Annotated in this window: 22 protein-coding genes and 1 pseudogene; 13 read left to right on the forward strand and 10 right to left on the reverse strand. The window is 68.3% G+C overall.

Annotated elements, in window-relative coordinates; genetic code table 11:
* Nucleotides 1-114: 114 nt before the first annotated feature.
* From ABIA38_RS35275 to ABIA38_RS35300, 6 genes are all read left to right on the forward strand, one after another.
* The gene (locus tag ABIA38_RS35275; protein WP_424643020.1) at nucleotides 115-546 is read left to right on the forward strand and encodes an ATP-binding protein; all 432 of its coding nucleotides are present in this window, start codon (nucleotides 115-117) and stop codon (nucleotides 544-546) included.
* A 1,916-nt stretch (nucleotides 547-2,462) separates the two neighbouring features.
* Entirely contained in the window at nucleotides 2,463-3,152 is a 690-nt protein-coding gene (locus tag ABIA38_RS35280) for a hypothetical protein (RefSeq protein WP_424643021.1), read from the forward strand.
* Nucleotides 3,153-3,241: 89 nt separating this feature from the next.
* Nucleotides 3,242-3,979 (forward strand): hypothetical protein, encoded by a 738-nt coding sequence (locus ABIA38_RS35285; protein WP_424643022.1) that lies wholly within the window; start codon nucleotides 3,242-3,244, stop codon nucleotides 3,977-3,979.
* A gap of 169 nt (nucleotides 3,980-4,148) precedes the next feature.
* Nucleotides 4,149-4,658, forward strand: a complete 510-nt coding sequence (locus tag ABIA38_RS35290) for a DUF1877 family protein (RefSeq protein WP_424643023.1) — start codon at nucleotides 4,149-4,151, stop codon at nucleotides 4,656-4,658.
* Between the two features lie 132 nt (nucleotides 4,659-4,790).
* Nucleotides 4,791-5,360 carry a hypothetical protein gene (locus ABIA38_RS35295; protein WP_424643024.1) on the forward strand — a complete coding sequence of 190 codons (570 nt, stop codon included), beginning with the start codon at nucleotides 4,791-4,793 and terminating at the stop codon, nucleotides 5,358-5,360.
* A gap of 84 nt (nucleotides 5,361-5,444) precedes the next feature.
* Nucleotides 5,445-5,984: a Uma2 family endonuclease gene (locus ABIA38_RS35300; protein ID WP_424643025.1), complete on the forward strand. Its 540-nt coding sequence runs from the start codon at nucleotides 5,445-5,447 to the stop codon at nucleotides 5,982-5,984.
* On the opposite strand, the gene ABIA38_RS35305 is transcribed toward ABIA38_RS35300, so the two are convergent.
* Nucleotides 5,981-7,168: a serine hydrolase domain-containing protein gene (locus ABIA38_RS35305; RefSeq protein WP_424643026.1), complete on the reverse strand. Its 1,188-nt coding sequence runs from the start codon at nucleotides 7,166-7,168 to the stop codon at nucleotides 5,981-5,983. The two genes, ABIA38_RS35300 and ABIA38_RS35305, sit on opposite strands and share 4 nt — an antisense overlap.
* 238 nt (nucleotides 7,169-7,406) lie before the next feature.
* Between ABIA38_RS35305 and ABIA38_RS35310 the strand changes: the two genes are divergently transcribed.
* Nucleotides 7,407-8,345 (forward strand): hypothetical protein, encoded by a 939-nt coding sequence (locus ABIA38_RS35310; RefSeq protein WP_424643027.1) that lies wholly within the window; start codon nucleotides 7,407-7,409, stop codon nucleotides 8,343-8,345.
* A 10-nt stretch (nucleotides 8,346-8,355) separates the two neighbouring features.
* On the opposite strand, the gene ABIA38_RS35315 is transcribed toward ABIA38_RS35310, so the two are convergent.
* The 3 genes from ABIA38_RS35315 to ABIA38_RS35325 form a co-directional block, all read right to left on the reverse strand.
* Nucleotides 8,356-9,138 (reverse strand): tyrosine-protein phosphatase, encoded by a 783-nt coding sequence (locus ABIA38_RS35315; protein WP_424643028.1) that lies wholly within the window; start codon nucleotides 9,136-9,138, stop codon nucleotides 8,356-8,358.
* Between the two features lie 144 nt (nucleotides 9,139-9,282).
* Entirely contained in the window at nucleotides 9,283-11,667 is a 2,385-nt protein-coding gene (gene glgX / locus ABIA38_RS35320; RefSeq protein WP_424643029.1) for a glycogen debranching protein GlgX, read from the reverse strand.
* A 196-nt stretch (nucleotides 11,668-11,863) separates the two neighbouring features.
* Nucleotides 11,864-12,211 (reverse strand): hypothetical protein, encoded by a 348-nt coding sequence (locus ABIA38_RS35325; protein ID WP_424643030.1) that lies wholly within the window; start codon nucleotides 12,209-12,211, stop codon nucleotides 11,864-11,866.
* A 755-nt stretch (nucleotides 12,212-12,966) separates the two neighbouring features.
* Here ABIA38_RS35325 and ABIA38_RS35330 point away from each other — a divergent pair.
* From ABIA38_RS35330 to ABIA38_RS35340, 3 genes are all read left to right on the forward strand, one after another.
* A complete protein-coding gene (locus ABIA38_RS35330; protein ID WP_424643031.1) occupies nucleotides 12,967-13,359 on the forward strand; it encodes a hypothetical protein in 393 nt (130 codons plus the stop codon).
* Between the two features lie 259 nt (nucleotides 13,360-13,618).
* On the forward strand, nucleotides 13,619-14,905 hold the full coding sequence (locus ABIA38_RS35335) for an Ig-like domain-containing protein (protein WP_424643032.1): 1,287 nt from the start codon (nucleotides 13,619-13,621) through the stop codon (nucleotides 14,903-14,905).
* Between the two features lie 127 nt (nucleotides 14,906-15,032).
* Nucleotides 15,033-15,806: an enoyl-CoA hydratase/isomerase family protein gene (locus tag ABIA38_RS35340; RefSeq protein WP_424643033.1), complete on the forward strand. Its 774-nt coding sequence runs from the start codon at nucleotides 15,033-15,035 to the stop codon at nucleotides 15,804-15,806.
* A 267-nt stretch (nucleotides 15,807-16,073) separates the two neighbouring features.
* On the opposite strand, the gene ABIA38_RS35345 is transcribed toward ABIA38_RS35340, so the two are convergent.
* From ABIA38_RS35345 to ABIA38_RS35360, 4 genes are all read right to left on the reverse strand, one after another.
* Nucleotides 16,074-16,867, reverse strand: a protein-coding gene (locus ABIA38_RS35345) for an IS5 family transposase (RefSeq protein WP_424643089.1) whose coding sequence is annotated in 2 segments (ribosomal slippage) — nucleotides 16,074-16,525 and nucleotides 16,525-16,867 — 795 coding nt in all. Because the reading frame shifts where the segments join, the coding sequence is not laid out codon by codon here.
* Between the two features lie 80 nt (nucleotides 16,868-16,947).
* On the reverse strand, nucleotides 16,948-18,033 hold the full coding sequence (locus ABIA38_RS35350) for a hypothetical protein (protein WP_424643034.1): 1,086 nt from the start codon (nucleotides 18,031-18,033) through the stop codon (nucleotides 16,948-16,950).
* The gene (locus ABIA38_RS35355) at nucleotides 18,012-18,449 is read right to left on the reverse strand and encodes a hypothetical protein (RefSeq protein ID WP_424643035.1); all 438 of its coding nucleotides are present in this window, start codon (nucleotides 18,447-18,449) and stop codon (nucleotides 18,012-18,014) included. Before ABIA38_RS35355 ends, ABIA38_RS35350 begins: the two co-directional genes overlap by 22 nt.
* A gap of 71 nt (nucleotides 18,450-18,520) precedes the next feature.
* Nucleotides 18,521-19,279 carry an RHS repeat domain-containing protein gene (locus ABIA38_RS35360; protein ID WP_424643036.1) on the reverse strand — a complete coding sequence of 253 codons (759 nt, stop codon included), beginning with the start codon at nucleotides 19,277-19,279 and terminating at the stop codon, nucleotides 18,521-18,523.
* Nucleotides 19,280-19,723: 444 nt separating this feature from the next.
* On the opposite strand from ABIA38_RS35360, the gene ABIA38_RS35365 reads away from it, so the two are divergent.
* Both ABIA38_RS35365 and ABIA38_RS35370 read left to right on the forward strand, forming a co-directional pair.
* A complete protein-coding gene (locus ABIA38_RS35365; RefSeq protein WP_424643037.1) occupies nucleotides 19,724-19,894 on the forward strand; it encodes a hypothetical protein in 171 nt (56 codons plus the stop codon).
* A 243-nt stretch (nucleotides 19,895-20,137) separates the two neighbouring features.
* Nucleotides 20,138-20,699: pseudogene (locus ABIA38_RS35370) on the forward strand (enoyl-CoA hydratase/isomerase family protein); the annotation flags it as partial.
* Nucleotides 20,700-20,962: 263 nt separating this feature from the next.
* Here ABIA38_RS35370 and ABIA38_RS35375 read toward each other — a convergent pair.
* Nucleotides 20,963-22,285: a hypothetical protein gene (locus ABIA38_RS35375; RefSeq protein ID WP_424643038.1), complete on the reverse strand. Its 1,323-nt coding sequence runs from the start codon at nucleotides 22,283-22,285 to the stop codon at nucleotides 20,963-20,965.
* On the opposite strand from ABIA38_RS35375, the gene ABIA38_RS35380 reads away from it, so the two are divergent.
* A complete protein-coding gene (locus ABIA38_RS35380; RefSeq protein ID WP_424643039.1) occupies nucleotides 22,275-22,682 on the forward strand; it encodes an enoyl-CoA hydratase-related protein in 408 nt (135 codons plus the stop codon). The genes ABIA38_RS35375 and ABIA38_RS35380 overlap by 11 nt on opposite strands.
* A gap of 681 nt (nucleotides 22,683-23,363) precedes the next feature.
* On the opposite strand, the gene ABIA38_RS35385 is transcribed toward ABIA38_RS35380, so the two are convergent.
* The gene (locus ABIA38_RS35385; RefSeq protein ID WP_424643040.1) at nucleotides 23,364-23,765 is read right to left on the reverse strand and encodes a hypothetical protein; all 402 of its coding nucleotides are present in this window, start codon (nucleotides 23,763-23,765) and stop codon (nucleotides 23,364-23,366) included.
* Nucleotides 23,766-23,794: the final 29 nt, after the last annotated feature.

Genomic DNA, 23,794 nt, shown 5'->3' on the forward strand with positions numbered 1-23,794 from the left:
TGCGTCGAAGGCTGCGCGCATGCCATAAATTGTCTCAAGCACAGTGCGTTCCGCTTTCACTACGGACCGCAAGCAAGTTCGTTGAGCCACACCCCCCAACGCAAGGGGACAGATGTGCCTTCCGACGCTTCCGCCTGCTCGGCCTCTGCCATCAACGCCCAATCGACGGCCTGCTTTTGGGTCGTGACCAGTGATGCCATACCGGTCAAACGAGCACGCGAGCGCGCCCTCAGGCTCTGCGCCGAGTGGCGAGTGAATGGGGATGGACTCGCCCTTGTCCTGACGGAGCTCCTCACCAACGCGTTCGAGCACGGACGCCTGAAGGCGACCGACCGCGTGGTGGTGAGGATTTGCCGACGCCTGCGAGAGATCGAGTTGGTTGTCGTCGTCCCCCAGGCCGCCTATCGGATACCAGAACCAGCAGAAGACTTGAACGCGGAGGACGGTCGCGGCCTCACGATCGTCCACGCGTTGACTCGCGAGTTCGCGTGCATCGAGCGCTTTCCCGGCTACCAGACGCTGATCGCTGTCCTGGGCATCACATGACAGCCGAACGCAAGCCGCGCCCGCTCTTGGACTACGGAGTCAGGGTGGTGGACATCGCAACCGGCTTCATGGGCATCGTCGACGGATTCCGCGGTGAAGAAGCTCTCCTGCGACCCCTGCCCGGCAGTCGGACCCCATGTGGCTGCCCCACCACGAACGCCTTGATCACCAATCTCCGGGTGCAAGCTGCAACGAACGAGCGCCCGTGCACCCACAGAACTCTTTCCGGGCAAGCTTCCTGACGGTCCGTCATCGCATTGGCGGGCGGTCGGCAAGGGCGCGCGGCATGGGCCCTGGACGGCCTGACCGAAGCTCACTCCGCGCGGATACACCGCGATCTCGCCAAGCCTTCTGCATCCGGATCCGGCCCTGACCGGTCGCCGTGTGATGCCCCCTGCTTCCGTCCGCCCGAACTCGCATGTGGAGATGCAGTGTTGCCATCGCAAGATTCCGCGCCGATTTCACCCTCGGGTCCGGCCTGGCTTCCGGTACGCCCGCCCGCCGTAGGGCCGTTGCGGGCCCGGCATCCGCTCGATGGTGTCGTAGTCGCACGTGATGGGCCCGTTCGACCGCCCGGGTTGGCGTGGCGGAACCGGATCGACCTGTCGATGCGAGCGGCGTCTCCGGTGGGGGCGTTGGGATATGCGGTGGATCGGTGGGGTAATTCTCGGTTCGAGGCGCGGTGGGTGGATCGGGTCGTCGCGGCTGGGGTAGACGTCGCGGCGGGTGGGGCGCGGGTGGATGAGCCGCATGTAGCGCACCTGGGGTGGGTGCGCGAGGTGTTGGACGGTGGGGGCGGGCTGCAGCTTCCGATTGGCTTGCTGGGTCCGGATGTTGCGATCGAGTCGTCTCGGTTGCTGGTGCGTGGCGTTGGGGTGGTGGGGTGCGTGCCGGTGCATCAGGAGGGGCGCGGGCCGGGGTTGCTTTTGGATCCGCGTTACGCAATCACGGTGGTGTGTCTGCTTGCTCGGGATCCGGGGCTGCGGAGCGTGGAGTGGGCAGGGGTAGCCGAGCACACTCCGGGCGAGAGGTATCTCCGGCACGACTATCGCTATCCGTGCGGTGCGTTCGGGCCGTTGCCACGGTTGCGGCGGTCTTCGGTTCCGGCGCCGCGAGTACCGGGATCGGGCGTAAGTCTGCACCGTGCGGCGGAGCCGCGTTGGTACGGGACGCCGGTTGGTTTGGAACCCGGGCAGACGCTTGTGGTGGACGCTCGGACGTTGTGGGCGTGCGGAGCGGGCGAGCAGCCGTGGATGGCGTTGATTGTTCGGTTGATCGCGCCGGGGGCGGTGATCGCGCGGCCTGAGTGCGCTCCGCCGATCGTGCGGGTGAGCGGGGCATTCTCGTACTGGAACAGCCCGGGTCGGCACCTGCACCTGCGCGAGGCGCGGCGGCGGTCGGCTCGCGAGCTGGGGCCGTGAGCCGGCGTCGGGCGCAAATGGCGTGCGCTCGGCGGTAGTTGCTCTGCGCGTTCGGGCGGTGGTGACGACCGGCGGTGACTCCCGGTGGTGACTCCCGCCCGCGCTACCTGACGGTGCGGGCGGTTGGGCGGGGTCGGTCGGTCTGATCGCGGGGCGGCCCCGTTTCCTTCTTCTTTTGTCCATGGGTGAGGAGTGGTGTTGCCGATGATTGGGCCGGAACGCGATTCGACGGGGCCGCCGCCGTGGGTGGTGGAGACGGTGGCTGCCCTGATCGGGCCGATTCGGCGGTTGGAGCCGGTGCGTTTGCGGTTGCGGCCCGGGTCGGGGGTGTGGCGAGTGACGGGTACCCGGGGCGTCGTCGCGTTGAAGGTGGCCTCGGCGGGGGCGGATGGTGGGGTGCTGCGGGAAGGCGATGTTGTTGCCGCGCTGGATGCCGGGAGGTTGTTGCCTCGGTGGCTGTTGGCCGCGCGTGGGAGAGGCAACGACGTTGCGTGGATGGCGACTTGGTGGCAAGCGGGACGGCACCTGCTCGGGGCCTGGCGGTCGTTGGCCGCATCGGACAATTGGTCCCCCGATACGACGCGCGCCGTGTTGGCCGACGCGGCGGCCTGCGCCCGCGCGCTCGCGGATCTGCACCGGGCGGGAGTGCGGCATGGGGATTTGCGGCCGGAGCGGCTGGTGTGTGGGCTTGGTGGTCGTGCGGCAGCGATGATCGTGGGTTGGGCCTCGGGTGCATTCACTCGGCGGTCGGCGTCCGGGTTGGTCGCCCCGGCCTACACCGGCGGCTGCCCGCTGTACGCGGCTCCGGAGGTTGGTCGTGCGCTTGTCGAGGGGCGGGTGCCGGAGCGGTCCGAGGCTGCGGATGTGTGGGCGTTGGCGGAGTCGATCCGCGTCGCACTGGGTGGGCGGCCACTTCGGATCGGGTCGGGCGAGCGGCCGTGGGAGGTGGTTGCGGCGGGCCATCCGCGCCCCTTCGCGGCGGGAACTGCCCGCCGACTACCGGAACTTGCCGCATTGTTGGCCCGCGCGCTCGACCCGGACCCGCGGGCGCGGCCGTCCGCCGACGAGATCGCGTGCCTGCTCCAGGACGCCGTGTCGCATCGCGCTCGGGCGGAGCGGGGAGAGGCGACCACCCGCTCGTGGCACACCCGGGTCCGCTGGGCACCACTGCGGTGGGCGGTATGACGCCGCCGTACGAGGTGCAACCAAACCCCGACGCCGCTGCACCAGAAAGTCGACCCGCGTCACACCCGGCCGCCGCCGCCACCGAACTCATGCCCGACGGCATCGTCCGTGCCCTCACCGCAGGGTTCGGCCGCCTCCTGGCCCTCACCCACCTCAAACAGCGGCCCGGCGCATGGTCGGCGGTCGTCGACACCGAGGCCGGCAGGGTCTTCGTACGCGCCGCCGCCGGAGGCGGGATCGCCCGCGCGGCCGTCGAGGGACTACGCCGCGAAGCACTCGTGGCGCACGTCGTATCCGGCCTGACCCCGCCGCTCCTGGCCCGCTACTCCACCTCCGGCCGGCACGTACTGGTCTTCGGCCACGCCCCCGGCCGCCGCGCCGACCTACGCCCCGGCTCCGCCGACCTGGCCCTGGTATCCGCGGAACTCCACTGGATCGCCCGCACCTGGACGCAGGCGGGCGTACCACCCCTGGCACACCGATGGCGCGGCGACGAACCCCACGTCGGCCGCCCCCCGTTCGGCGGCGACGTACTCATCCACCCCGACCTCGCCACCAACCTCCGCGTACACCGAACCACGTCCCGGGTATGGGCCCTGAACTGGGGCAGCGTCCTGACCGGACCCGCCTGGGCCCAATTCGCCCTCCTGTACCCGCCGTTGCGGCGGGCCGGACACGAACCACACGAAGCCCGCGCCTGGTTGGCCCAGTTCGCCCCCTGGCACCAAGCACCACCCGAACGAGTACGCGCCCTGGCCACCGCACTACGCACCGGCACGACATCCACGCAGGAGGCCCGCTACTGGGACGAACTCCGGACGCCCTGACCGGCGCCCTGCCCCAAGAAGCGGCTCGGGACGTCATCCCCACTCCGCTCGGCGCACCATCGCCATCGCCAGGGTTGCGGCGGCCAGGATCGATCACGACCGGCGGCGCCGATGTCAGTGGCTGCAATTACGTTCGCGCTTCGACCGACTCGAATCCTGGGAGCAGCGCATGGGTGTGCAGTTCTATTGGCATCGCGTTCCGGAGACGGACCTGACCGTCCGATCGCCGAACGAGCTCGACGCCGCGATCTCGGCCGAGGCCGATCGGTACGAAGGCAGCGAGAAGCTCTTGATGCTGCAAAACCTCGACGTATACATGCACTTCGCGCTTGTCCACGGGCGCCCCGACGGCCCCGGGGAGGATCTCATCGTCTACAACGGCGAGCAGCGCACCGAGGGTGTCGAGGATCCCGACTACGGATTCGTCGGCGCGGAGGTCTTCGTCCAAACAGCCGCCGACGTCCGAACATCGGCCGAATCCGTACGCGGGTTGCCCTTCGATACGTGGATCCACGCCTGGGACGCCGAACTCATCGAGGCTGCCCGGTTTTTCGGCGCCGGAGGTGAGTGGGAAGCCGGCCGGTCGGAACGACTCGTCGAGGCGCTGAACGAACTCCGAGACTTCTATGAAGCGGCCACCGCCGCCGGTGAAGCGATCGTCACCAAAGCCGTGGCCTGACTCCCCTCATCTTCGCCACGGCCAAACTCTCGTCACATCGCCGACGTGCCCATACGATGCGGGCCTCGGATACGGCTGCGGGGGTGGCGGATGGGGTTGGTGGGGCGGAAGTTCGGGGAGTTACGGGGCGAGGTGGCGGGGACTCTCGGGATGCGGCGGCGGATTCGGCAGTGGGTCGGGATCGGGTTCGTCCTCGGGCTGCTGATCGGCGCCGGCTTGGCCGCGGGCGTGGCGGCGTTGTACTGGCCGGAGGAGGACAAGCCGCTGAAGATGACGATGCGTGAGTGGGAAATCCCGGTCAAGGACCCGGCCGTACTCAGCGGGCAGACCACGTTCACCGTGCAGGGACTCACCTGCGGCATCGAGTGGATCACCGGTACGCACGCCGAACACTTCGCCAAGGGCCGGCTGTGTCGGGTGAAGGTGTCCATCGCCAACAACTCGCTGGCCACCGTGCAGATCGCCAACCTGGAGCAGCGCCTGGTCCTGCCCGACGGCACCCAACTCGGCATGGACCTCGAATCGATGGAGATCAAGCGTCAGCTGCGCGACTTCACCCTCGGCGCCTCCGACACCCTGGTGGAGGACCTCTGGTTCGACATCCCGCCCGGCAGCTCCCCCGCCGCCATCCTCCTCCGCGCCAACCCCGACGCCCCGCAGGGTCGTGCGGAGCTGCCACAGAAGGACTGGTCGAAGAGGTAGTAGCAACCGGTCGGCGACGATAAGCAGGGCACACCCGATCCTCGCGTAACCGGAGCAGCCGTGAACCACCTTGCACTCGAGCGCATGTGCACGCCCGACGACCTGTTGGGCATCCGTACCGGCGGCCGGCGGGTCGAGTTGCTGGACGGTGCGCTCACGGTGGGCCCGGCCGTGTCCCGGCGACACCAGATGGTCTCCCGACGTCTGGCCATGCTGCTCGAAACCGCCGCTCGGGACGCCCGGGTCGACTGCGTCGTGTACGAGAGCATCAACGTGCGACGCGGCAACGACCTCACTCAGCCGGACGTCGTAGTCATCGACGGACCCACGGCGCGGGCCGGCGAGGACGACACCTGGCTCGATCCGGAACACGTGCTGCTCGCGGTCGAGATCGTCTCGCCCGGGCAGGCCGGGCGAGACGGGGTGGACAAGTTGAAGAAGTACGCGTCGTGGGGCATCGAGTACTACTGGGTCCTGGAGCCGAACGACTCCGTGCTGGAGGGGTTCGAACTGCGGGACGGGGCGTACACGTCCGTGACCCGGGTCGAGGGGACGCACGCCGCGATGCCGCCGGCGCCGTTCGAGGTGACGGTTCGGCCCGACGAGTTGCGCCGACTGCGCTAGCGCCCGCCCGAAATCGTCGTCGCCGCGCGTACCACGGCCTCGACCAGTCGATAGTTCTCCGGGCCCGCACCATACCCGGACGGGAAGCCGAAGCGGCGGCGCGTGTACGCGTAGGCCACCCCGCTGTCCGGGTCGGCGAGAGCGAGTGCACCTATCGCCCCGCTGTGGCCGAACGCATTCGGGCCCAGGACACGATAGCGGCCACTCATCTCCTCGAAGCCCAGGCCGAAGACGTCCTCATTCCCGGTGACCAGATCGGTTCCGCGATAGTGGACCCGGGCGAACTCGGCGGCCGTATCCGGCTTCAGCAGCGGCGCCCGGCCGTCCACCTCGCTGATGGCCGCGGCGTACATCCCGGCCACACCCCGCGCCGTACCGACCCCACCGGGCGAGGTGGGTCCGAGCACACGCACGGCTCGGGAGTTCGCGAAGGCCGCCAGATCGGTCGGCGGGGTCGCGTTCTGGTTGAACGCGACGCCGGTGACGCTCTCCGGGGCGGTGGGATTGGCGGCGAGTTGCTCGGCCTCTTCCGGCATCGGCACCATCGGCAGCACATCGGCACGGCGCGATTCGAGCGCCGTCGGCAGGCCCAGGTAGAAGTCGAGCCCGTACGGCGCCCGAATCCGCTCCTCGAAGATCTCCTGGATCGAGCGGCCGGTCACCCGCCGCACCACCTCGCCGGTGAGCGCGCCGATCACGAAAGCGTGGTAGCCATACGCCGTCCCCGGCTCCCAGAACGGCTGTTGACCGGCGAGTCGCGCGGCCATCAGTCGATCGTCGGCCAACTCCTCGGCGGTGAAACCGCCGTCGACGCCGACGACGCCGGAACGGTGCGCGAGCAGCTCGCGCAAGGTGAGCCGGCCCTTGCCCTTGGCTCCGAACTCCGGCCAGTACGAAGCCACTTCGCGGTCGAGGTCGAGGACACCTTCCTGGACCAGGAGCGCGACCACGAGATGGGCGGCGCCCTTGGTCATGGAGTAGACGCTGGTCAGCGTGTCGGCCGTGGTACCGGGCCCGGCCCACAGGTCGACCACCCGGCGGCCGTCGAGGTAGGCCACGAGCTGCGCCTCGGGCGGCGCGGCGCGCAGTTCGCCGACCACCGCGGCGAACTCCTCCCGTACGCCCTCGAACCCCGCCGCTACGGTGCCGTGCACCGTGCCGTCGTCGTACGCCGTGGTCGCCATGGTCTGTCCCCGTTCTTGATCATCTGCCGATCGGAAGGGCACAACAGCTGTCCGTGGGCGGTCATTCCTGCGGTGACGGAAGTTTGGCGACAGGATCGCGGGCGTTGCGGGCCGCGCTGCGGGATTGCGGGGGTTGCGGCGACTCCGGCGATTCCGGCGGTGGCGGCAGGTCCGGCAACCCCTAACATCGGGGCGAGTCGACGCCTGACGGGGGCGCGTCGTCGAGGAAGGCGTACTTGTGACGCATTCGCCCATCGAACGGAAGCCGATCCTCGCGTTCGGCTGGTTCCCGCTGCCGAAACGGGTGGCCGAGCGGTACTTCGTACCGGACTATCGGCTGATCGGCCGCGACACGAAGCTGGAGCGGGTACGGGCGATCCGGTCCTGGCTCGGCCTCGCCGTACTGGTGTGGATCGCGGTCACCTACGGCGGCGCCGACGAGGCCACCAAGGGCTGGATCAACGGCTTCTTCGTCTCGGTCGTCGTCGCGCTCGTCGCGTGCCCGATCGCGGTGGGCGTCCTGATCGCGCTGACCCGCCCGAACCTGCGGGCCGAGACGCGCAAGAGCCTGATGTTGCCGCTGCGTTCGCTCGGCCTGTTCGTGGTCGTCTCGGTGGCCACGCTCGGCGGCCTGGGCTCGCTGGCGTACGGGTCCCAGGGGATCAACGGCAGCGGCGGCGCGGCGGCGTTCTTCCTCACCCTGTTCGGTCTGATCGTTTCCGTGTGGGTGATGCGCTTTTGGTACCTGGCCGTCCGGGCCATCCCCCAGCACCTGTTCCGCGCCGTGGACGGCCACCCGCTGCTGCCCGCCGTGATCGCGCCGTGGCTGGCCTGGTGCGGCGCGCTGATCGACCTCGGCGACGACGGCGGCAAGGGCTCGGTGCCCACCGCCATCCGGCTGGCCGGGACGCTCGGCGGGCCGATCACGATCACCGCGATGTCGCTGTGGGAGATCCGCCGGGTGCGCAGCCGCTACGGGGTGACCTTCCGGGGTGGGCCGCACCCGACGCGGGCGCCTCAACCGCCGATGCCGCCGCCGATGCCGTTTCCGAACCAGGGCGGGCCGTGGCAGCAGCAGACGCCGAACCCCTACCAGCCCGGCCAACATCCGGCCTGGCAGCAGGGGCGACCGCAACAACCGCCCCCTCCCCCGCCTTGGGGACCCCCGCGCCGCTGAGTCGGCCGCCTCAGTCCGTCAACAACCGCTCCCGCAACCGCGCGATCTCCCCCTCGCTCACCCCGAGCCCCTCGCGCACGTACCCCTCGACCGACCCGTACCGTTCCTCGGCCGCGTCGAACGCCGTGTCCAGGTACTCCACGTGCACGTCGAACACCGGCTTGAGGTGCGCCGGGTCGAAGCCGCGCGCGGCGATGTGCTTGAGGATCTCGCTGTTCTTGCTCGCGAGGTACTGGGCGCTGGCCAGGTAGTCCTCGACGATCGTCGCCCTCGGCACGCCGAGCAGGGTGAGCAGCAGCGCCGAGGTCCAGCCCGTACGGTCCTTCCCCTGCGAGCAGTGGAACACCGTCGGCGCGTCCACGGCCGCCATCCGCCCGAACACCTCGCGGTAGGCGACCCGGGCGCCCTCGGAGGTGACGAACCGCCGGTACACCTCGCACATCAGGTCCCGCCCGGCCGTACCGCCGAGCAGTTCGCCCGCCCGGTCCGGATCGGCGAACACCTCGCCGAACAGCTCGTCGTTCTCCCGCCCCATCACATCCGCGATGAGCAGCTCGGCACCGGCCGGCACCCGGTCCGGCTCGCGGTCGCGCTCGGTCTCCGAGCGCAGGTCGATCACCAGGCCGATGCCGAGCCGGACCAGCGTCGCGGCGTCCGCGGCATCGACCTCGCCGAGGCCGTCGGAGCGGTACACGAGACCCGTACGCACCTTGCGCCCGGTCGCGGTGGCGTGCCCACCCGCGTCACGGAAGTTCGGGGCGGTGACCAGGATCGGCGTCGTCGGGGACGTCATGGTGCGCGGTCCTTCGCTTCGAGGAGATGCCGGGCAGCCGGCTACCGGGCGGCTGCCGGGCGGCTGCCGGGTGAGAACGGGTACCACCACCCTACGCGACCGTACGGCCTACCGACCGGCCACCCGCGCCCCACCCGGCCCCCACTACGTAGGCGCCCACACCGCGTGCTCGACCCGCAACAACATCGCCGACCGCCCGGCCAGCCGCAGTCCGCTGCCGCCCGCGACCGGCTCGCTGTACCGCGCCATCGGGTCCCCCTCCAACGCCGTGTCGAGCACCACCTCGTACGAGTGCGCCCACGGCTCGTCCGGCAGCGTGAACCGCATCGGCTGCGACGACGCGTGCAGGATGAACAGGAAACTGTCGTCCACGATCCGCTCACCGCGCGGGCCCCGGCGGTCGATGTCCAGGCCGGACAGGTACATCCCGAGCGTCGCGGTCGGCGCGAACCAGTCCCGGCGGGTCATCTCCCGCCCGCCCGGGGTGAACCAGGCCAGGTCGCGCAGCCCGTCCGGGGCCACCGGCTCGCCCGAGTAGAAGGCCCGCCGACACAACACCGGATGCGCGCGGCGCAGGTGGATCAGCCGCGCGGTCAGCTCGACCAGCGGCCGCCACTCCGGCGAGTCCAGCGCCGACCAGTCCACCCAGGACAGCTCGTTGTCCTGGCAATAGGCGTTGTTGTTGCCCGCCTGGGTACGGCCCATCTCGTCGCCCGAGGTGATCATCGGGACGCCCGTGGACAGGAGCAGCGTGGTCAGCAGATTGCGGATCTGCCGCTTGCGCAGCGAGACGACGTTGGCGTCCGCCGTCTCACCCTCGTAGCCGTGGTTCCAGGAGCGGTTGTTGTCGGTACCGTCCCGGTTGTCCTCGCCGTTGGCCTCGTTGCGCTTGCGCTCGTAGGTGACCAGGTCGCGCATCGTGAAGCCGTCGTGCGCGGTGACGAAGTTGATCGAGGCGTACGGGTTGCGGCCGTCGCGCTGGTAGAGGTCGGACGAGCCGGACAGCCGGTACGCCAGCCCGCGCACGTCCGGGCGGGCGCCGCGCCAGAAGTCCCGTACCGCGTCCCGGTATTGGTCGTTCCACTCGGTCCACAGCGGCGGGAACGCGCCCACCTGATAGCCGCCGGCCCCCAGGTCCCACGGCTCGGCGATCAGCTTGACCCGGGAGAGGACGGGATCCTGCGCGATCACGGTCAGGAACGAGGACAGCCGGTCCACCTCGTGCATGGACCGGGCCAGCGCCGCCGCGAGGTCGAACCGGAAGCCGTCCACGCCCATCTCCGTCACCCAGTAGCGCAGCGAGTCGGTGATCAGCTGGAGAACGTGCGGCTGGACCACATTGAGCGTGTTCCCGCAGCCGGTGTAGTCGGTGTAGTGCCGGCCGCCGTCGGCCAGCCGGTAGTAGCCGCCGTTGTCGATCCCCCGAAAGCACAACGTCGGCCCGCCCGGACCACCCTCGCCGGTGTGGTTGTAGACCACGTCCAGGATCACTTCGAGGCCGGCGGCGTGCAGTGCGTGCACCATGTCCCGGAACTCGTGCACTTGGCCGCCGCGGGTGCCGGGTCCGGGGTGGCCGTTGGGTCCGGGGTGGCCGCTGGGTCCGTTGGGTCCGCCGGGTCCGGGGTGTCGGCTGGGTCCGTTGAGTCCGCTGGGTCCGCCGCGTCTGGCCGCTGAGCTGTAGCCGGCGTGCGGCGCGAAGAAGCCGACCGTGTTGTAGCCCCAGTGGTTGGTCCGGCCGGCCCGCAACAGGTGTTCCTCGGACACGAACTGATGCACCGGCAGCAACTCGACGGCGGTCACCCCGAGCCGGACCAGGTGGTCGATCGCGGCCGGGTGGGCCAGGCCGGCGTAGGTGCCGCGCAGGTGGTCGGGTACGCCCGGGTGGCGCGCTGTGAAGCCCTTGACGTGCAGTTCGTAGATGACGGTCTCGGCCCACGGGATCTTCGGCCGCCGATCCTGCGACCAGTCGGCGTCGTCCGCGACGACCACCGACTTGGGTACGTAGGGCGCCGAGTCGCGGTCGTCGCGGATGGTGTCCGGGCCGCCGCGGACCTGGCCGAACACCGCGTCGTGCAGGGTGAATTCGCCGTCGATGGCGCGCGCGTACGGGTCGAGCAACAGCTTGGCCGGGTTCCACCGCGCACCGCGAACGGGGTCCCAGCGCCCGTGTACGCGGTAGCCGTACCGCTGGCCGGGGCGGACGCCGGGGACGAAGCCGTGCCAGACGCGGAAGGTCTGCTCGCGGAGGGGGAGGCGGGTCTCGCGGAGCGGCGTCCGGCCGGAGCCGTTGGGGCCGTTGGGGCCGTTGGGGCCGGTGGGCCCGTCCGAGTCGTCGTCGAACAGGCACAGTTCGACCGCGTCGGCGTCGCCCGCCCAGATGGCGAAGTTGGTGCCGGTGCCCTCGAAGCGGGCGCCGAGCGGGAGTCGGCGGCCGGGCCAGGGCGGGGGGACGTGGCCGTTGGTCGAGCCGAGGGCGCCCGGTGTGCCTACTCGTGCTTCGCTGTCGGTCGAACCCCAGTCGAGCGTCATGGCGCGCCTCCCCGTTCCGGTTTCCACCGGGATGTTCCCGCCGGGCCGGCACTCGTACACCCGCTATGCCTTTACATTCCTTTACCCCCGTCGTACCCCTGCCCGGGAACGCCGCTGCGGCGGCATCCCCCGAGGGATGCCGCCGCAGCGAAAACCACGATCGGCCGGGTCGGTGCAGCCGATCGGACCGGTCCGGTCAGAACAACGGACGCCCGTGGTGCGCCAGGTTCGCGCTGTGCGGGATGTTGACGTTGGGCTGGTAGATCACCACGACGCCGGAGTTGCCCTTGACGCCCGCGGTGTTGTTCTGGTTCGAGGCGCCGGAGCCGGTCGCGCTCTGCTGGGTGGCGTTGTAGTTGCCGTCGACGCCGCCGAGCACGTTCCCGCTGCCACTGTTGTTGGTGGCGGAGGTGTTGGTCGACGCGTTCGAGCCGTTGTCGGCGCCGGTGCCGATGCCACCGTCGGCGCACGCGGCCCCCGCGCCGAAGAAGAGCAGACCGGCGGCGAGCGGTGCCACAGCGAGGGTGCCGAGCTTGCGGTTCATGTGGATCCTCCGTAGGTACGACTCATCAGGTACTGCACGTACTGCACGTCCTGTACGTCGGGTACTACGACGTGCAGGGACGTTCAAGGACGTTCAGGCACTGCACGTCAGGTACGACGTACGACGCGAACCGTCACGAGGGGCGAACGATCCGATCCCCGCGGCGACTTCGTGTGACCAAGTTGTCGCAAGCGGTGAGCACAAATCCAGCGATACGGCCCGACTTCGCTCGGGAGAGTGACATGGAAGCCCCCAAACCCCCAACGAGCGCCGACACGGAGGGTTGCGGTTGCGGCAGGTTTTCCGCCGAATCGGCCTATTCGGCTGATGATTTCGGCCACTCTTCCGGTTTTGGTGACTTTGTCGACGCACGGTGAGTGACCGGATGATCGATCTCTTATCGATCTCTTCCGGCCGAGCGCGAAGTTGTGCCTCAAGTCGATGCGCGAGACCCCAACAGGGGGCGCATGCTTCCATCTTCACGCGAGCTTCACGAATACCGGGTTTAAGTTCCCGGGCGCGCCTTCTTCGGTTGGGTCGCCGGCGGGTACCAGTAGGTACCAGTAGGTACCAGCAAGTACCGATAACTGCCGGTCGGTTGCCGGTAGGTTGCCGGGATGCCAGTCGTCGTCACCGGAGCCGACCAACCACTCGGTCGTACTGTAGCGCTCGAACTCGCCCGATCGGGAGGGGTCCAATGCGATGGGACCCAATCCGACGGGGCGCAACCCGGTGGGGCCCAACCCAGCGTCGAGGTGCGGGCCACCGTTCGGGATCGGCACGCGGTCGGTGCGCTGCGCGCGGCCGGCATCCGGGTCGCGGTGAGCGACCTGTCCGACCCGCTGCGCCTGGGCGCGGTGTTCGAGGGCGCCCACACCGTGCTGCACCTCGATCGCGGCCCCGACGGCACCGGTTGGCCCGGCGACACGTGGGAGTGGTTGCTGGAGGCCGCGGAGGGTACGGATGTTCAGCGAATCGTCACGGTCTCGCCACAGCCGCCGACCCGAACGCTCGTACAGGGGTGCGAATTGATCATCTGTCAGCTGGCCGAGGAGGCTGCGGATCGGCCCGGATACCCGCAATGCCCGGAATACCCGGACCCGACGCTGGTCCGCGAACTGATCGAGGCGGATCGCCGGGCCGAATGAGCGACTCGGGCTCGGGGCAACCAACTGGGGGCGGTGGGCGGTTGTCCGGGAGAATGACCCCGATCACCCATTCACCTCTCATTTGCCCGCGCATGACCGTGATTCCGGAACCACGGCGGATGTTCGATTCGTCAAAATCGAATGAAACGTGAGGTATGGCCATGGCCCCGCCGGGTCGGTCGGTCGGTCGGCCCGTCCGTCCGTCGGTGGGTGGATCGGCCGGTCGGGACCCGGCACCGAGTGAAAGGACAGCCCGTACATGTCATCAGCAGGATCGAAGCGGCCGCTGCGTCCGATGCGGTCGCCGGCCCGGTGGCGCGCGCTGCCCGCACTCATACTCGGCGCACTCCTGCTCGTGTCGGGTTGTAGCTCCGACGGCGGCAGCGACAGCGGCGGCAAGAAGCCCGGCGGTACGAACAACACAACCACCAAGGATGACCCAAAGAAAAAGGGCGCCGACCCGGCCGCCATCACCCTCACCCCGGCTGACGGCGCAAACGCGATCGACCCGCAGGCCCCGCTCACCATCGTCGTGGGCGGCGGCAAGCTAGCCGAGGTCAAGGTACTCAACGCCCAGAACGAGCCGGTAGACGGCGCCCTCGACCCGGACGGCAAGACCTGGAAGCCCAAGGTCCCCTTCACCCTCGGCGGCAAGTACACGACCACCGCGACCGCCACCAACGCCGACAACGCACCGACCACGGCGCGGGCAACCTTCACCACCCTGTCCCCCGACAAGAAGGTAACCGCCCGCTTCAGCCCGGAGGACGGCGCGACGGTGGGCGTCGGCTATCCCGTGTCGCTGACCTTCGACTACCCAGTGAAGAACAAGGCCGCGGTGGAGAAGGCCCTGTCCGTCGACGTCGAACCGAAGGTGGAAGGCGCCTGGCACTGGTTCGACAACACCCGCGTGGACTATCGCCCGAAGGACTACTGGGCCCCCGGCACGAACGTGAAGGTCAACCTCAACCTACGCGGAGTCGACGTCGGCAACGGCGCGATCGCCAACCAATTCAAGAGCTACAGCTTCAAGATCGCCGCCACCAAGCGCATCGCGATGGTGGACGTGAAAGCCCACACCATGAAGGTGTACGAAAACGACCAACTGATCAAAACCATCCCGATCACGGCCGGCAAGTCGCCGAAGTACAGCACGTGGAACGGCAAGATGGCGATCACCGAAAAGTTCGAAAAGACCCGAATGAACTCCCAAACGGTGGGCCTGGGCAGCGAATACGACATCGACGACGTCCCCTACGCGATGCGCATCACCACGTCGGGCACCTTCGTACACGGCAACTACTGGGCCGACCCGAGCGTCTTCGGCAACGACAACACCAGCCACGGCTGCGTATCGATGACCAAGGACAACGCCAAGTGGCTGTACGACCGCGTCATCGCGGGCGACATGGTGGAGATCTCCGGCTCCGACGAACGCACGGTAGACGCGGACAACGGCCTGGCCGACTGGAACCTGAGCTGGGACAAGTGGACGGCAGGCGGCGCACCGGCAAGCACCCCAGGGACAACAACGCCGACGCACTGAGCGTCGTAGGGGTGAGCGGGGCCGGGGCCGGGGCCGCGAGGGTTGATGCGGCCCCGCTCACCCATCCCTCGGGGACCAACGCCTAAGGTCGGATCAGCACATCAGGGCCGACCAAGAGGAGACCGCCATGGGCGAGTTCGTAAACCTGGAAGCAGCCGACGGCGTAGGCACGATCCGCCTGACCCGCCCCCCGATGAACGCCCTGAACCTCCAACTCCAGGAGGAACTGAGGGCGGCGGCCCAGGAGGCAACCGAACGCCCCGACGTCCGAGCGGTAGTCCTCTACGGCGGCGAAAAGGTCTTCGCGGCAGGCGCGGACATCAAAGAAATGGCCAACATGTCCTACACCGACATGGCCGACCGCAGCACAGGCTTGCAATCCGCCTTCACAGCGGTAGCCAACATCCCCAAGCCGGTGGTCGCCGCAATCACCGGCTTCGCCCTGGGCGGCGGCTGCGAGCTGGCCCTGTGCGCGGACGTGCGCGTCTGCGCCGACACGGCAAAGCTCGGCCAGCCGGAAATCACGCTCGGCATCATCCCGGGCGCGGGCGGCACCCAGCGCCTGCCTCGCCTGATCGGCCCGGCAAAGGCCAAGGACTTGGTCTTCACGGGCCGCTTCGTGGGCGCGGAGGAGGCTCTGGCGATCGGCCTGGTGGACCGGGTGGTTCCGGCGGAGGAAGTGTACGCAGAGGCGGTGAAGTGGGCGGGCCAGTTCGTCAACGGCCCGGCTTACGCGCTGCGAGCGGCGAAGGAGGCCATCGACCGGGGGTTGGAGGTGGACCTGGCCACCGGCTTGGAGCTGGAACGCCTGCAGTTCACAGCGTTGTTTGCGACGGAGGACCGCACCACCGGGATGCGCGCGTTCGTAGCGAAGGAAAAGCCAAAGTTCTCAGGCCGTTGATCCGAAGAACACAGCCCCGCCTGCGTGAACCGAAACGATTGCGGGGCTGACGAGCGAGCATCTCGTTGGCTCGGCAGTCGCGGTGGTATCGGCGAACAGTCGATGAACGACCCGAGTGAACGCGGCGGTATCAGGTTTCTGCGCGCCTGGCCGTGTGCCTTGAGCAGGTCAGGGCGACGAGGACCGGCGCAACGAAACCGGCCATCCAGTCTCGGCCGCCGCAGCGACGCCGACTCAACCTCGCACTTGCCTGCATAAGAGATGGTCTCATTTGGCGTATCGCCGGTAGCAGATGAGTGCGGCTGCGATGCTGACGAAGGCGCCGAAGTGAGCGGCCTTGACCTCGTATCGGCGGTGGAGTCGGCGGAACGCGTTGAGCCAGGCCACCGTTCGCTCCACGACCCACCTGTGGCGGCCCAGGCGTCGGGAGGAGTCGACGCCACGGCGGCCGATGCGGTGGGCGATATGGCGTTTCCGCAGGTACGCGCGGATGAAGCGGTGGTCGTAGGCCTTGTCGCCGTGAAGCTTGGCGGGCTTTCGGCGCCGGGGTCCGCGGCGGGAGCGGATCGGCGGGATGCCCTCGACGAGCGGGATCAGGGCCTGACTGTCATGGGTGTCGGCGCCGGAGATCCCGATCGAGATCGGCAGACCGGTGCGTTCGGCCAGCAAGTGGATCTTCGACCCGTTCCTGCCCCGATCCACAGGATTCGGACCCGTCAGCTCCCCTTTTTCAAGGCCCGCATGTTCACCGAGTCCACCGCACACCGCGACCAGTCCAACTCGCCCCGCGCGCCGAGCTCGTCCAGGAGGACACGGTGGAGTCTCGCCCACACGCGGGCGCGACTCCATTCCGTGAATCTGCGGTGGATCGTCTGCCAGGAGGCGCCGAACACCGGCGGCAACTGCCGCCACGTGCAGCCGGACGTCGCCACGAACACGATCCCGGCCAACACCTCGCGATCCCCGTGCCGTCGCCGACCACCACCCTGCGGACGGGTCGGCCTCGACGGCACCACCCGCTCGAACAACTCCCACAACTCGTCCGGCACCAACCGCTCCACAAGCGTCACCGCATCAGACTACCGATCAATCCAAATGAGACGACTTCTAAGTAGGGGAGTCGCACACCGCCACGACGAACTCACCTTGGGTCAGCCTGAGCGGGGTACACGAGCAGCAGCCGACTTGGGCCACCTGCCGATTCCGTACAGGAAATCAGCGCAGGCGTCGGGGTCCTGGGCCGCCCCGTCCACGCCTCGACGCTCACCGCGTCCACCTCGCGCCACCCGGCGCTCTCCAGGACGCCGAGCCGGATAGAGGCGTCGTACGCTGGCGGTCTCCAGGCGCTCGGATCGTCATAGTCTTCCGCATCCTCCTCCGGCCCACTCCATCCTCCCGTCGCCCACGCCACGTAGAGCATGTCGTCGTGCACCGCCATCACCGGCCAACCGTGACCGGTGGCATGCCCAAGCACCACCGGCTCCGACCACGTGCCACCCTCCAGGACGGTGTGCATGATCGCGGCGGCGTCACGGCTCTCGTCGTCGTACCGGCGGAACACCCTGTGCAGCTGGCCCCGATGAAAAGCGAGGTCGAAGTCGAACCTGCCCACGACGGGCAGCGCCACTGCATCCGACCAGGACGTGCCGTCGAAGGTCAGGTGATACATGACATCGGTGTTGTCGTACTGGTACGCGGTGAGCACGAACTCGTCCGACAGCCGCGGGGAATATATCTCCCTGGCCCCTTCGCCAAGCTCGGCCGCCGGATCGAACCCGTGGAACGCAAGGTGCAGCAACCCTTCGTGGACCGTCAAGACCGGTTGTCCCTTGGCCGCGTGGCTGAACTCCCGTGACTCCCAGCTGCCGTCCGGGCGCAACGCGGCCAGCATCAACACAGGAAAGTCATCGGTGGAGCGCCTGGTCAGGTAGGCAAGGTAAAGCGTGTCACGGTACGAGGCGAGCGATACCGGACTCACGACAGGTGCAAGGCCGACCCGGCGACGTTCACTCCAAGAACCTCTACCCTCGTCGGCGGCAGGCGCGAAGACGGTCCACCAGAGATCGCCCCCGCACCACAACGAATCGTGATGCACACAATGCACCCCTCCATCATGCCGGGCCAACGCCCCGAACCCGCTCTCCGCCAGGCCGGACACTGCATCGCCCGGACCGAACCCCTTCCCGTTCTCGAACACCGACCACATCAGACCGAAGTCCACCGACATCCCCAACACTCCAATCCGTGAGCCCCTGAACGCCCCATCATCCAGCGGAAGGCACGGCGAAGCATGCTGTTGCCCACCACGTCGTAGTCGAAGGACTGCCAGTACGGGTCCGGGCCGCAGAAAGTGTTCTTGGACGGGGCCTGCGTGGTGCAGCCCCCGATGCCGGGGACGTTCGGGGCCGGGAGGGTGGTGACGCCGGCGGTGTCGGTCCAGGCTTCCTTCAGGCGACGGCGGGCGTCGTAGGCGAAGCACTGGGTGTCGGTCGAACTGCCGTCGCGGACGGTCCTGATGGAGGTGACGTCGCCGCTGGGCTTGTAGGTGTACGAGGTGACGTCGATGTTCGTGGTGGCGCCGGTCTCCTTGTCCCACTTCGTAGACAACAGACGGCCGGTGGCCGAGTCGTAGGCGATCGTCATCGCGGCCTGGCGCGGGGTCGAGCCCAGGACCGCGCGGACGTTGCGGCCGAAGACGTCGTAGTCGGCCCAGTTCAGGTACGAGTCCTTGGTGCTGCTGCCGAGCGAGCCGAGTTGTCCGGTCGGCTTGGAGACGTAGTTGAGGTTCTCCGCCGGGAGTCCGCCCTGGCGGGTAGGACGGTGTAGATGGGCCTGCCGGTGACCTGTTCGTAGTAGGTCTTGGTGTCGTAGATGCCCGCGAGCTTGACCTCGGTGGCGGGGATCGTCAGCCGAGTACCGGAAGGCCGGTAGGAGCCAGCTTCGAAACCGGTGATCTCCGAGACGTATCGGGCCCCCGAAGCGCCGTCGACGTAGCGGGTGGAGCCGTCCGGCCGGCCCTTGGCGAAGCAGTCGTAGGACCACGACGCGAGGAGGTTCTCCGGTGTTGCCGCCGGGCCCTTGTACATGCCGGTCTTGCGACCGAGGTCGTCGTAGGCGTAGGTGAGCTTTCGGCCGCGGGCGTCGGTGGTGCCGGTGATCCGGCCGACCTTGTCGTAAGTGGTGTCCGAGGGGCCCTTGTCGGGGTCGTCGGTGTGGGTCTTACGGCCGAGAAAGTCGTACTGGTAGGTCCAGGTGTTGCCGCCGCCGTCGGTGACCGTCTGGAGTTCCTCGCGCGGGCTGTACGCGTAGGTGATCCTGGAAAAGTCGGTGCCGGTGGGCGCTTCGCCGTTGTACTCGCGCAGTTCGCGTGGCTTGCCGCGGGCGTCGCTGATCGAGAGGGTGGCGGTGCCGCCGGTGGGAGGTGTGGTGGCGACCTGATCGGCGCCCGCGTAGGTGGTGCGCGGGTCTCCCACTGTTTGACCGACAGGGAGGAGAACGACTCGACGGTCTTGCGGCCCATGCCGTCGTAGACCACGGCGTTCTGCGCGGGGACCTCGTTGTCATTCGCGATGAAGACGGACGTCGCCGGTGCGAATTTGTCGTCGTAGTACGGCTGGTTGGTCTTGAGGGCCCGCCCGAGGCTGTCGTAGAAGGTGTCGGCGATCAGGCGGCCGGTGGCCTCGTTCCCGGTAGTGCTCTGGGTCTGGCGTTCCTGGAGGAATGCGCCCAGGAGTCGGTACGAGGTCGCGTAGCTCTTGTCGACGCGCTTCGTCTCGGTCTTTACCACGGACGGGGCGGTCTTGTTCACCGCGTAGGCGAACCGCACGTCGGCGTCACCGGACTTGGGGTGTCCGGGCTTCCAGGCCGCGAGCAGGCGGCCCAGGGCGTCGTACTCCTGCTCGACCACCAGGCCGTTGATGTCGACGACCTTGACGGGGAGGTTGCGCGAGCCGGCGACCTCGGTGGTGGTGGTCCAGCCCTTGGGGTTCGTGACGGTCGTCTTCGTCGGCAGCGCGCCGGTGGCTGGCTCGAACGCCGTGGTGGTGGTCTTGTTCTCCGCGTCGGTGACCTTGGTGGCTCGGCCGTAGGCGTCGTACTCGGCGGTGGCGGTGGTGAGCCACTCCGGGGTGCCGTCGACCTGGTAGGAGATCGCCGCACGGGTGGAGGTGGCGTCACCGACGGCACCGACCTGGCCCCAGGGCTGCGCGTCGTAGGAGGTGCGCGCCAGCGCGTACACCGTGTCCTTCGTCGCGGCGGTGGAGCAGTCGCCGACGACGGAGGTGGTCTCGGTGGGTTTGCCGATGATCCAGGCGGCGGTGTTGTGTGCATACAAGGGAATGGCCGATATGTCCTACACCGACATGGCCGACCGCAGCACAGGGTTGCAATCCTCCTTCACTGCGGTGGCCGAAATCCCCAAGCCGGTGGTGGCGGCAATCACGGGCTTCGCGCTGGGCGGCGGCTGCGAGTCGGCCCTGTGCGCCGACACCGCAAAGCTCGGCCAGCCGGAAATCACGCTCGGCATCATCCCGGGCGCAGGCGGCACCCAGCGCCTGCCGCGCCTGATCGGCCCGTCGAAGGCCAAGGACCTGATCTTCACAGGCCGCTTCGTCGGAGCGGAGGAGGCGCCGGCAATCAGCCTGGTGCACCGGTGGTCCCGACGGAGAAGGTGTACGCGGAGGCGGCGAAGTGGGCGGGGCAGTTCGCGAATGGCCCGGTGTACGCGCTGCGAGCGGCGAAAAGGAGGCGATCGACCGGGGGTTGGAGGTGGACCTGGCCACGGGCTTGGAGCTGGAACGCCTGCAGTTCACTGCGCTGTTCGCAACGAAGGACCGCGCAACGGGCATGCACGCCTTCGTAGCGAAGGAAGAACCAAAGTTCTCCAGTCACTGACCCAACGAACATGGCTGCCCCCGGCACGAGCCGAGCACCTGCGGAGCTGGCGAGCAGCCACCTCACCGGCTCTGCGGTCACGAAAATCTAGCGTTTGGCAAACTCGCACTCGCCGACGCTAAGAGGAAACTGCACACCACCACAGCGACTTCACACTCGGTCGGATAAGCCACACGGCCCGCGTGGCGGCCACGCGCGATCGGTCCGGGTCTCTCGAGGAGCTTGCAACTTCCTCGGGCCGGACCGCACACCACCGACCAACCTCACCAAGCGGCCCAGGAGTTCTTTGCTATCGGAGTAATGACACGCTCGTGCCAGGTGGCGACGGCCTCCTTGACCCGTCCCACGCGGACCAGCAACGAGGCCAGGGTTTCGACGTCCCACTCGCTCCTGCTCGGTGTCAGGATCTCGACGGCCTCGTCGAGGCGCCCGGTGAGCGTCAGGAGATTGACCAGATGGCCCCTCATGTTCGAGGTGTCGGCGTCCGGACGCGCGCGCACTTCGGCGATGGCCCGCTCGGCAAGGCCCAGCTCAGAGAGCAACCAGACATGCAGGGCGAACAGTTCGACCGACATGTCGCCGACTGCGGCCAACCCGTCGACGATCGCCAGGGCCTCCTGCGCCCGCCCGCGCTCGACCAGCCGGATGAACAGAGACTGCAGAACCCAGGCCTCGTAGTACGCCAACCCCGATTCCGGGCGCAGCAGTTCGACGGCCTCGTCGACGCGATCGTGCCGGAACAGTATCTCCGCCGTCTCCAGCGCGGGGTTCGGGTCACCGGTCGCGACGAACGGTCGCAGGGCGTCGACGGCGTCGTCCACGCGGCCCTGTTCCTCCAGGAGGATGGCCAGGCGCGAGGCCGCGCGTGCTCCGCGTGCTCCGCCGGCTCCGTCGGCGAAGTCCCGCAACTGCGCCTCCCGGCCGTGGCGCGCCAGGGTGTCGGCGTACTGCTCGACCACGTTGACCGACCCATTGGGGTGGTGGACGCGGGTGGCCAGCAGGGCCAGGGCCTCGTCGACGCGGCCCTGTCGCTCCAACACCTCGGCGGGCAGACCCACGACGCCGGGGAACTCCCCGAACGGCGGCTCGGCGGGCACCGCGGGCAGCAGGCCCAGCACCTTGTCGTCACGGCCGCGTCCGGCGGTCAGGTCGACCAACTCTCGGGCGCGGGACATGTCCGCGGTGTGCGGGGCCAACAACGCGATCACGTCGTCGATCCGGTCCTCGCCGGCCAGGAGCACCGCCAGCCGCTCGATCGCGAACCCCTCGCCGCGCTCCGCCGCCGGCCGGACCAGGGCGATGGCCTCGGCTCCTCGCCCCCACCCGACCAAGTGCTCCGCGACCGTTCGCACCGCCTCCCACCAACCGGTGTCGGCGAACGGGGCGAGCACTCCCAGCGCCGCGTCCCACTCACCCCGCGCAGCAAGCAACGACGCCCACTCCCGCGCACAACACCAGTCCCCTCCCCGCGCCTGGAAGCGGAGCTCGTCGAGGTGGTCGCACTCGACCAACGCCGACACCACCCCCGGCGGCAACCACGGGTCGAAGGCATGAAAACGTCGATCAAGCTCGGCAATGGTGTCCACACCGCGAAACCGTAACGGCCGACACCGACCGGTCCACATCGACATCCGCACTGGCGGCGTCACGTCCGTGCTCCATCGAGCCAGACGGCACGGGCATCGTCGCGCGCTGGCACGCCGTGGGAAAGCCGAGCCGAAGGCAGACGGCCTGGTGGACCGGGTGGTCCCAACGGAGGAGGTGTGCGCCGAAGCGGTGAAGTGGGCAGGCCAGTTCGCGAACGGCCCGGCGTACGCGCTGCGAGCGGCGGAGGAGGCAATCGACCGTGGCTTGGAGGTCGACCTGAACACCGGCCTGGAACTCGAACGCCTCCAGTTCACGGCGCTGTTCGCGACGGAGGATCGGGCAGCGGGGATGCGGGCGTTTATGGCGAAGGAGAAGCCGAAGTTTTCGGGGCGCTGATCCGGCCCACGGAGCCGAAACTCCTTGACCACGTGCACATCGGCGACACCGCCAGCGTGTACGTTCAGATACAGCCCCGCCTCCAGCGCCAGGCCGTCGACCGCTCCGTCAACCCCGCAAACACCATCGCCAACCTCCACGACGGCAGCGAATTCACCACTTCGTACAGCACCCGTCCGCCGACATTGCCGTCAACGCATCAGCAGTTCCTCCCGGATCACGCCGGGCGGGCCGTTGATGCGCCCGCGCGTCGTTGGAGGCGCTCGCACCGTGGCGCCGGTCCCGGGCGGCCCACGATCCAGGGAGGACCATTCTGGGTCGCGCGATGATGCTCGCGGTCGGCGGGGACTTTCACTCTGATGTCGGCGCCCTCCGGAAACAACCCAACGTGGTCAGTCCGGTGACGTCCCGCTCTCTTCTTCACTGGCTTCCCGGCAGTCTTGGCTGCGGTGACAGCGACTACCGGCTCCGCCGGTGGCGACGGTTAGCCTTGATGCTTCGTGACGGGTCGTCAGCCCGCCCACTGACGACCCGTCACGAAGCATCAAGGCTAGAAAGGCGATCCTGCACCACTCAACCGTTGAGCGTTGCATTAGAGGTCGGCAACCGCCGCATCAGCGATGCACCTACAGCCCTATCGATATAGAAACCGCCACAAAATACAGCCACCCGGACGACTAGTCATCCTTCTCCAGATTGAGACGGACGCTTCTTTAGCAAACCGGAATCCTTGCGCATATGCGGTGGCACCACAGACCTTGGACGATTGATCACGACAATCAAAGCCCCCAGGATCACAAATCCCGGCACACCGACCCCTATGCCAACCAGCGTAGTTATCGCCGAAATACTCGAGGGATCATCCCCACCGAGAATCGACGCTCCAAAGCCGATTAGAATGCACCAAAATATACCACAAAATGCCACTTGCGCCCTGACAATCCCCCTGCGAAGGCTGTCACGGAAACCAAAGATTCGATATGCCGCATCAACCGCCTTTTCACTTTCAGAATTACGCCAAAGCGAGTAGAGATTCCATGTAGAGAAGCCCGCAAACAATATTAGAACTATCAGAACGATCACGGCGGACCTTTCGTTCTCGCAAAAAGGAA

The sequence above is a fragment of the Embleya sp. AB8 genome, from assembly GCF_049739465.1.
In the GTDB taxonomy this organism is placed as follows: Bacteria; Actinomycetota; Actinomycetes; order Streptomycetales; family Streptomycetaceae; genus Embleya.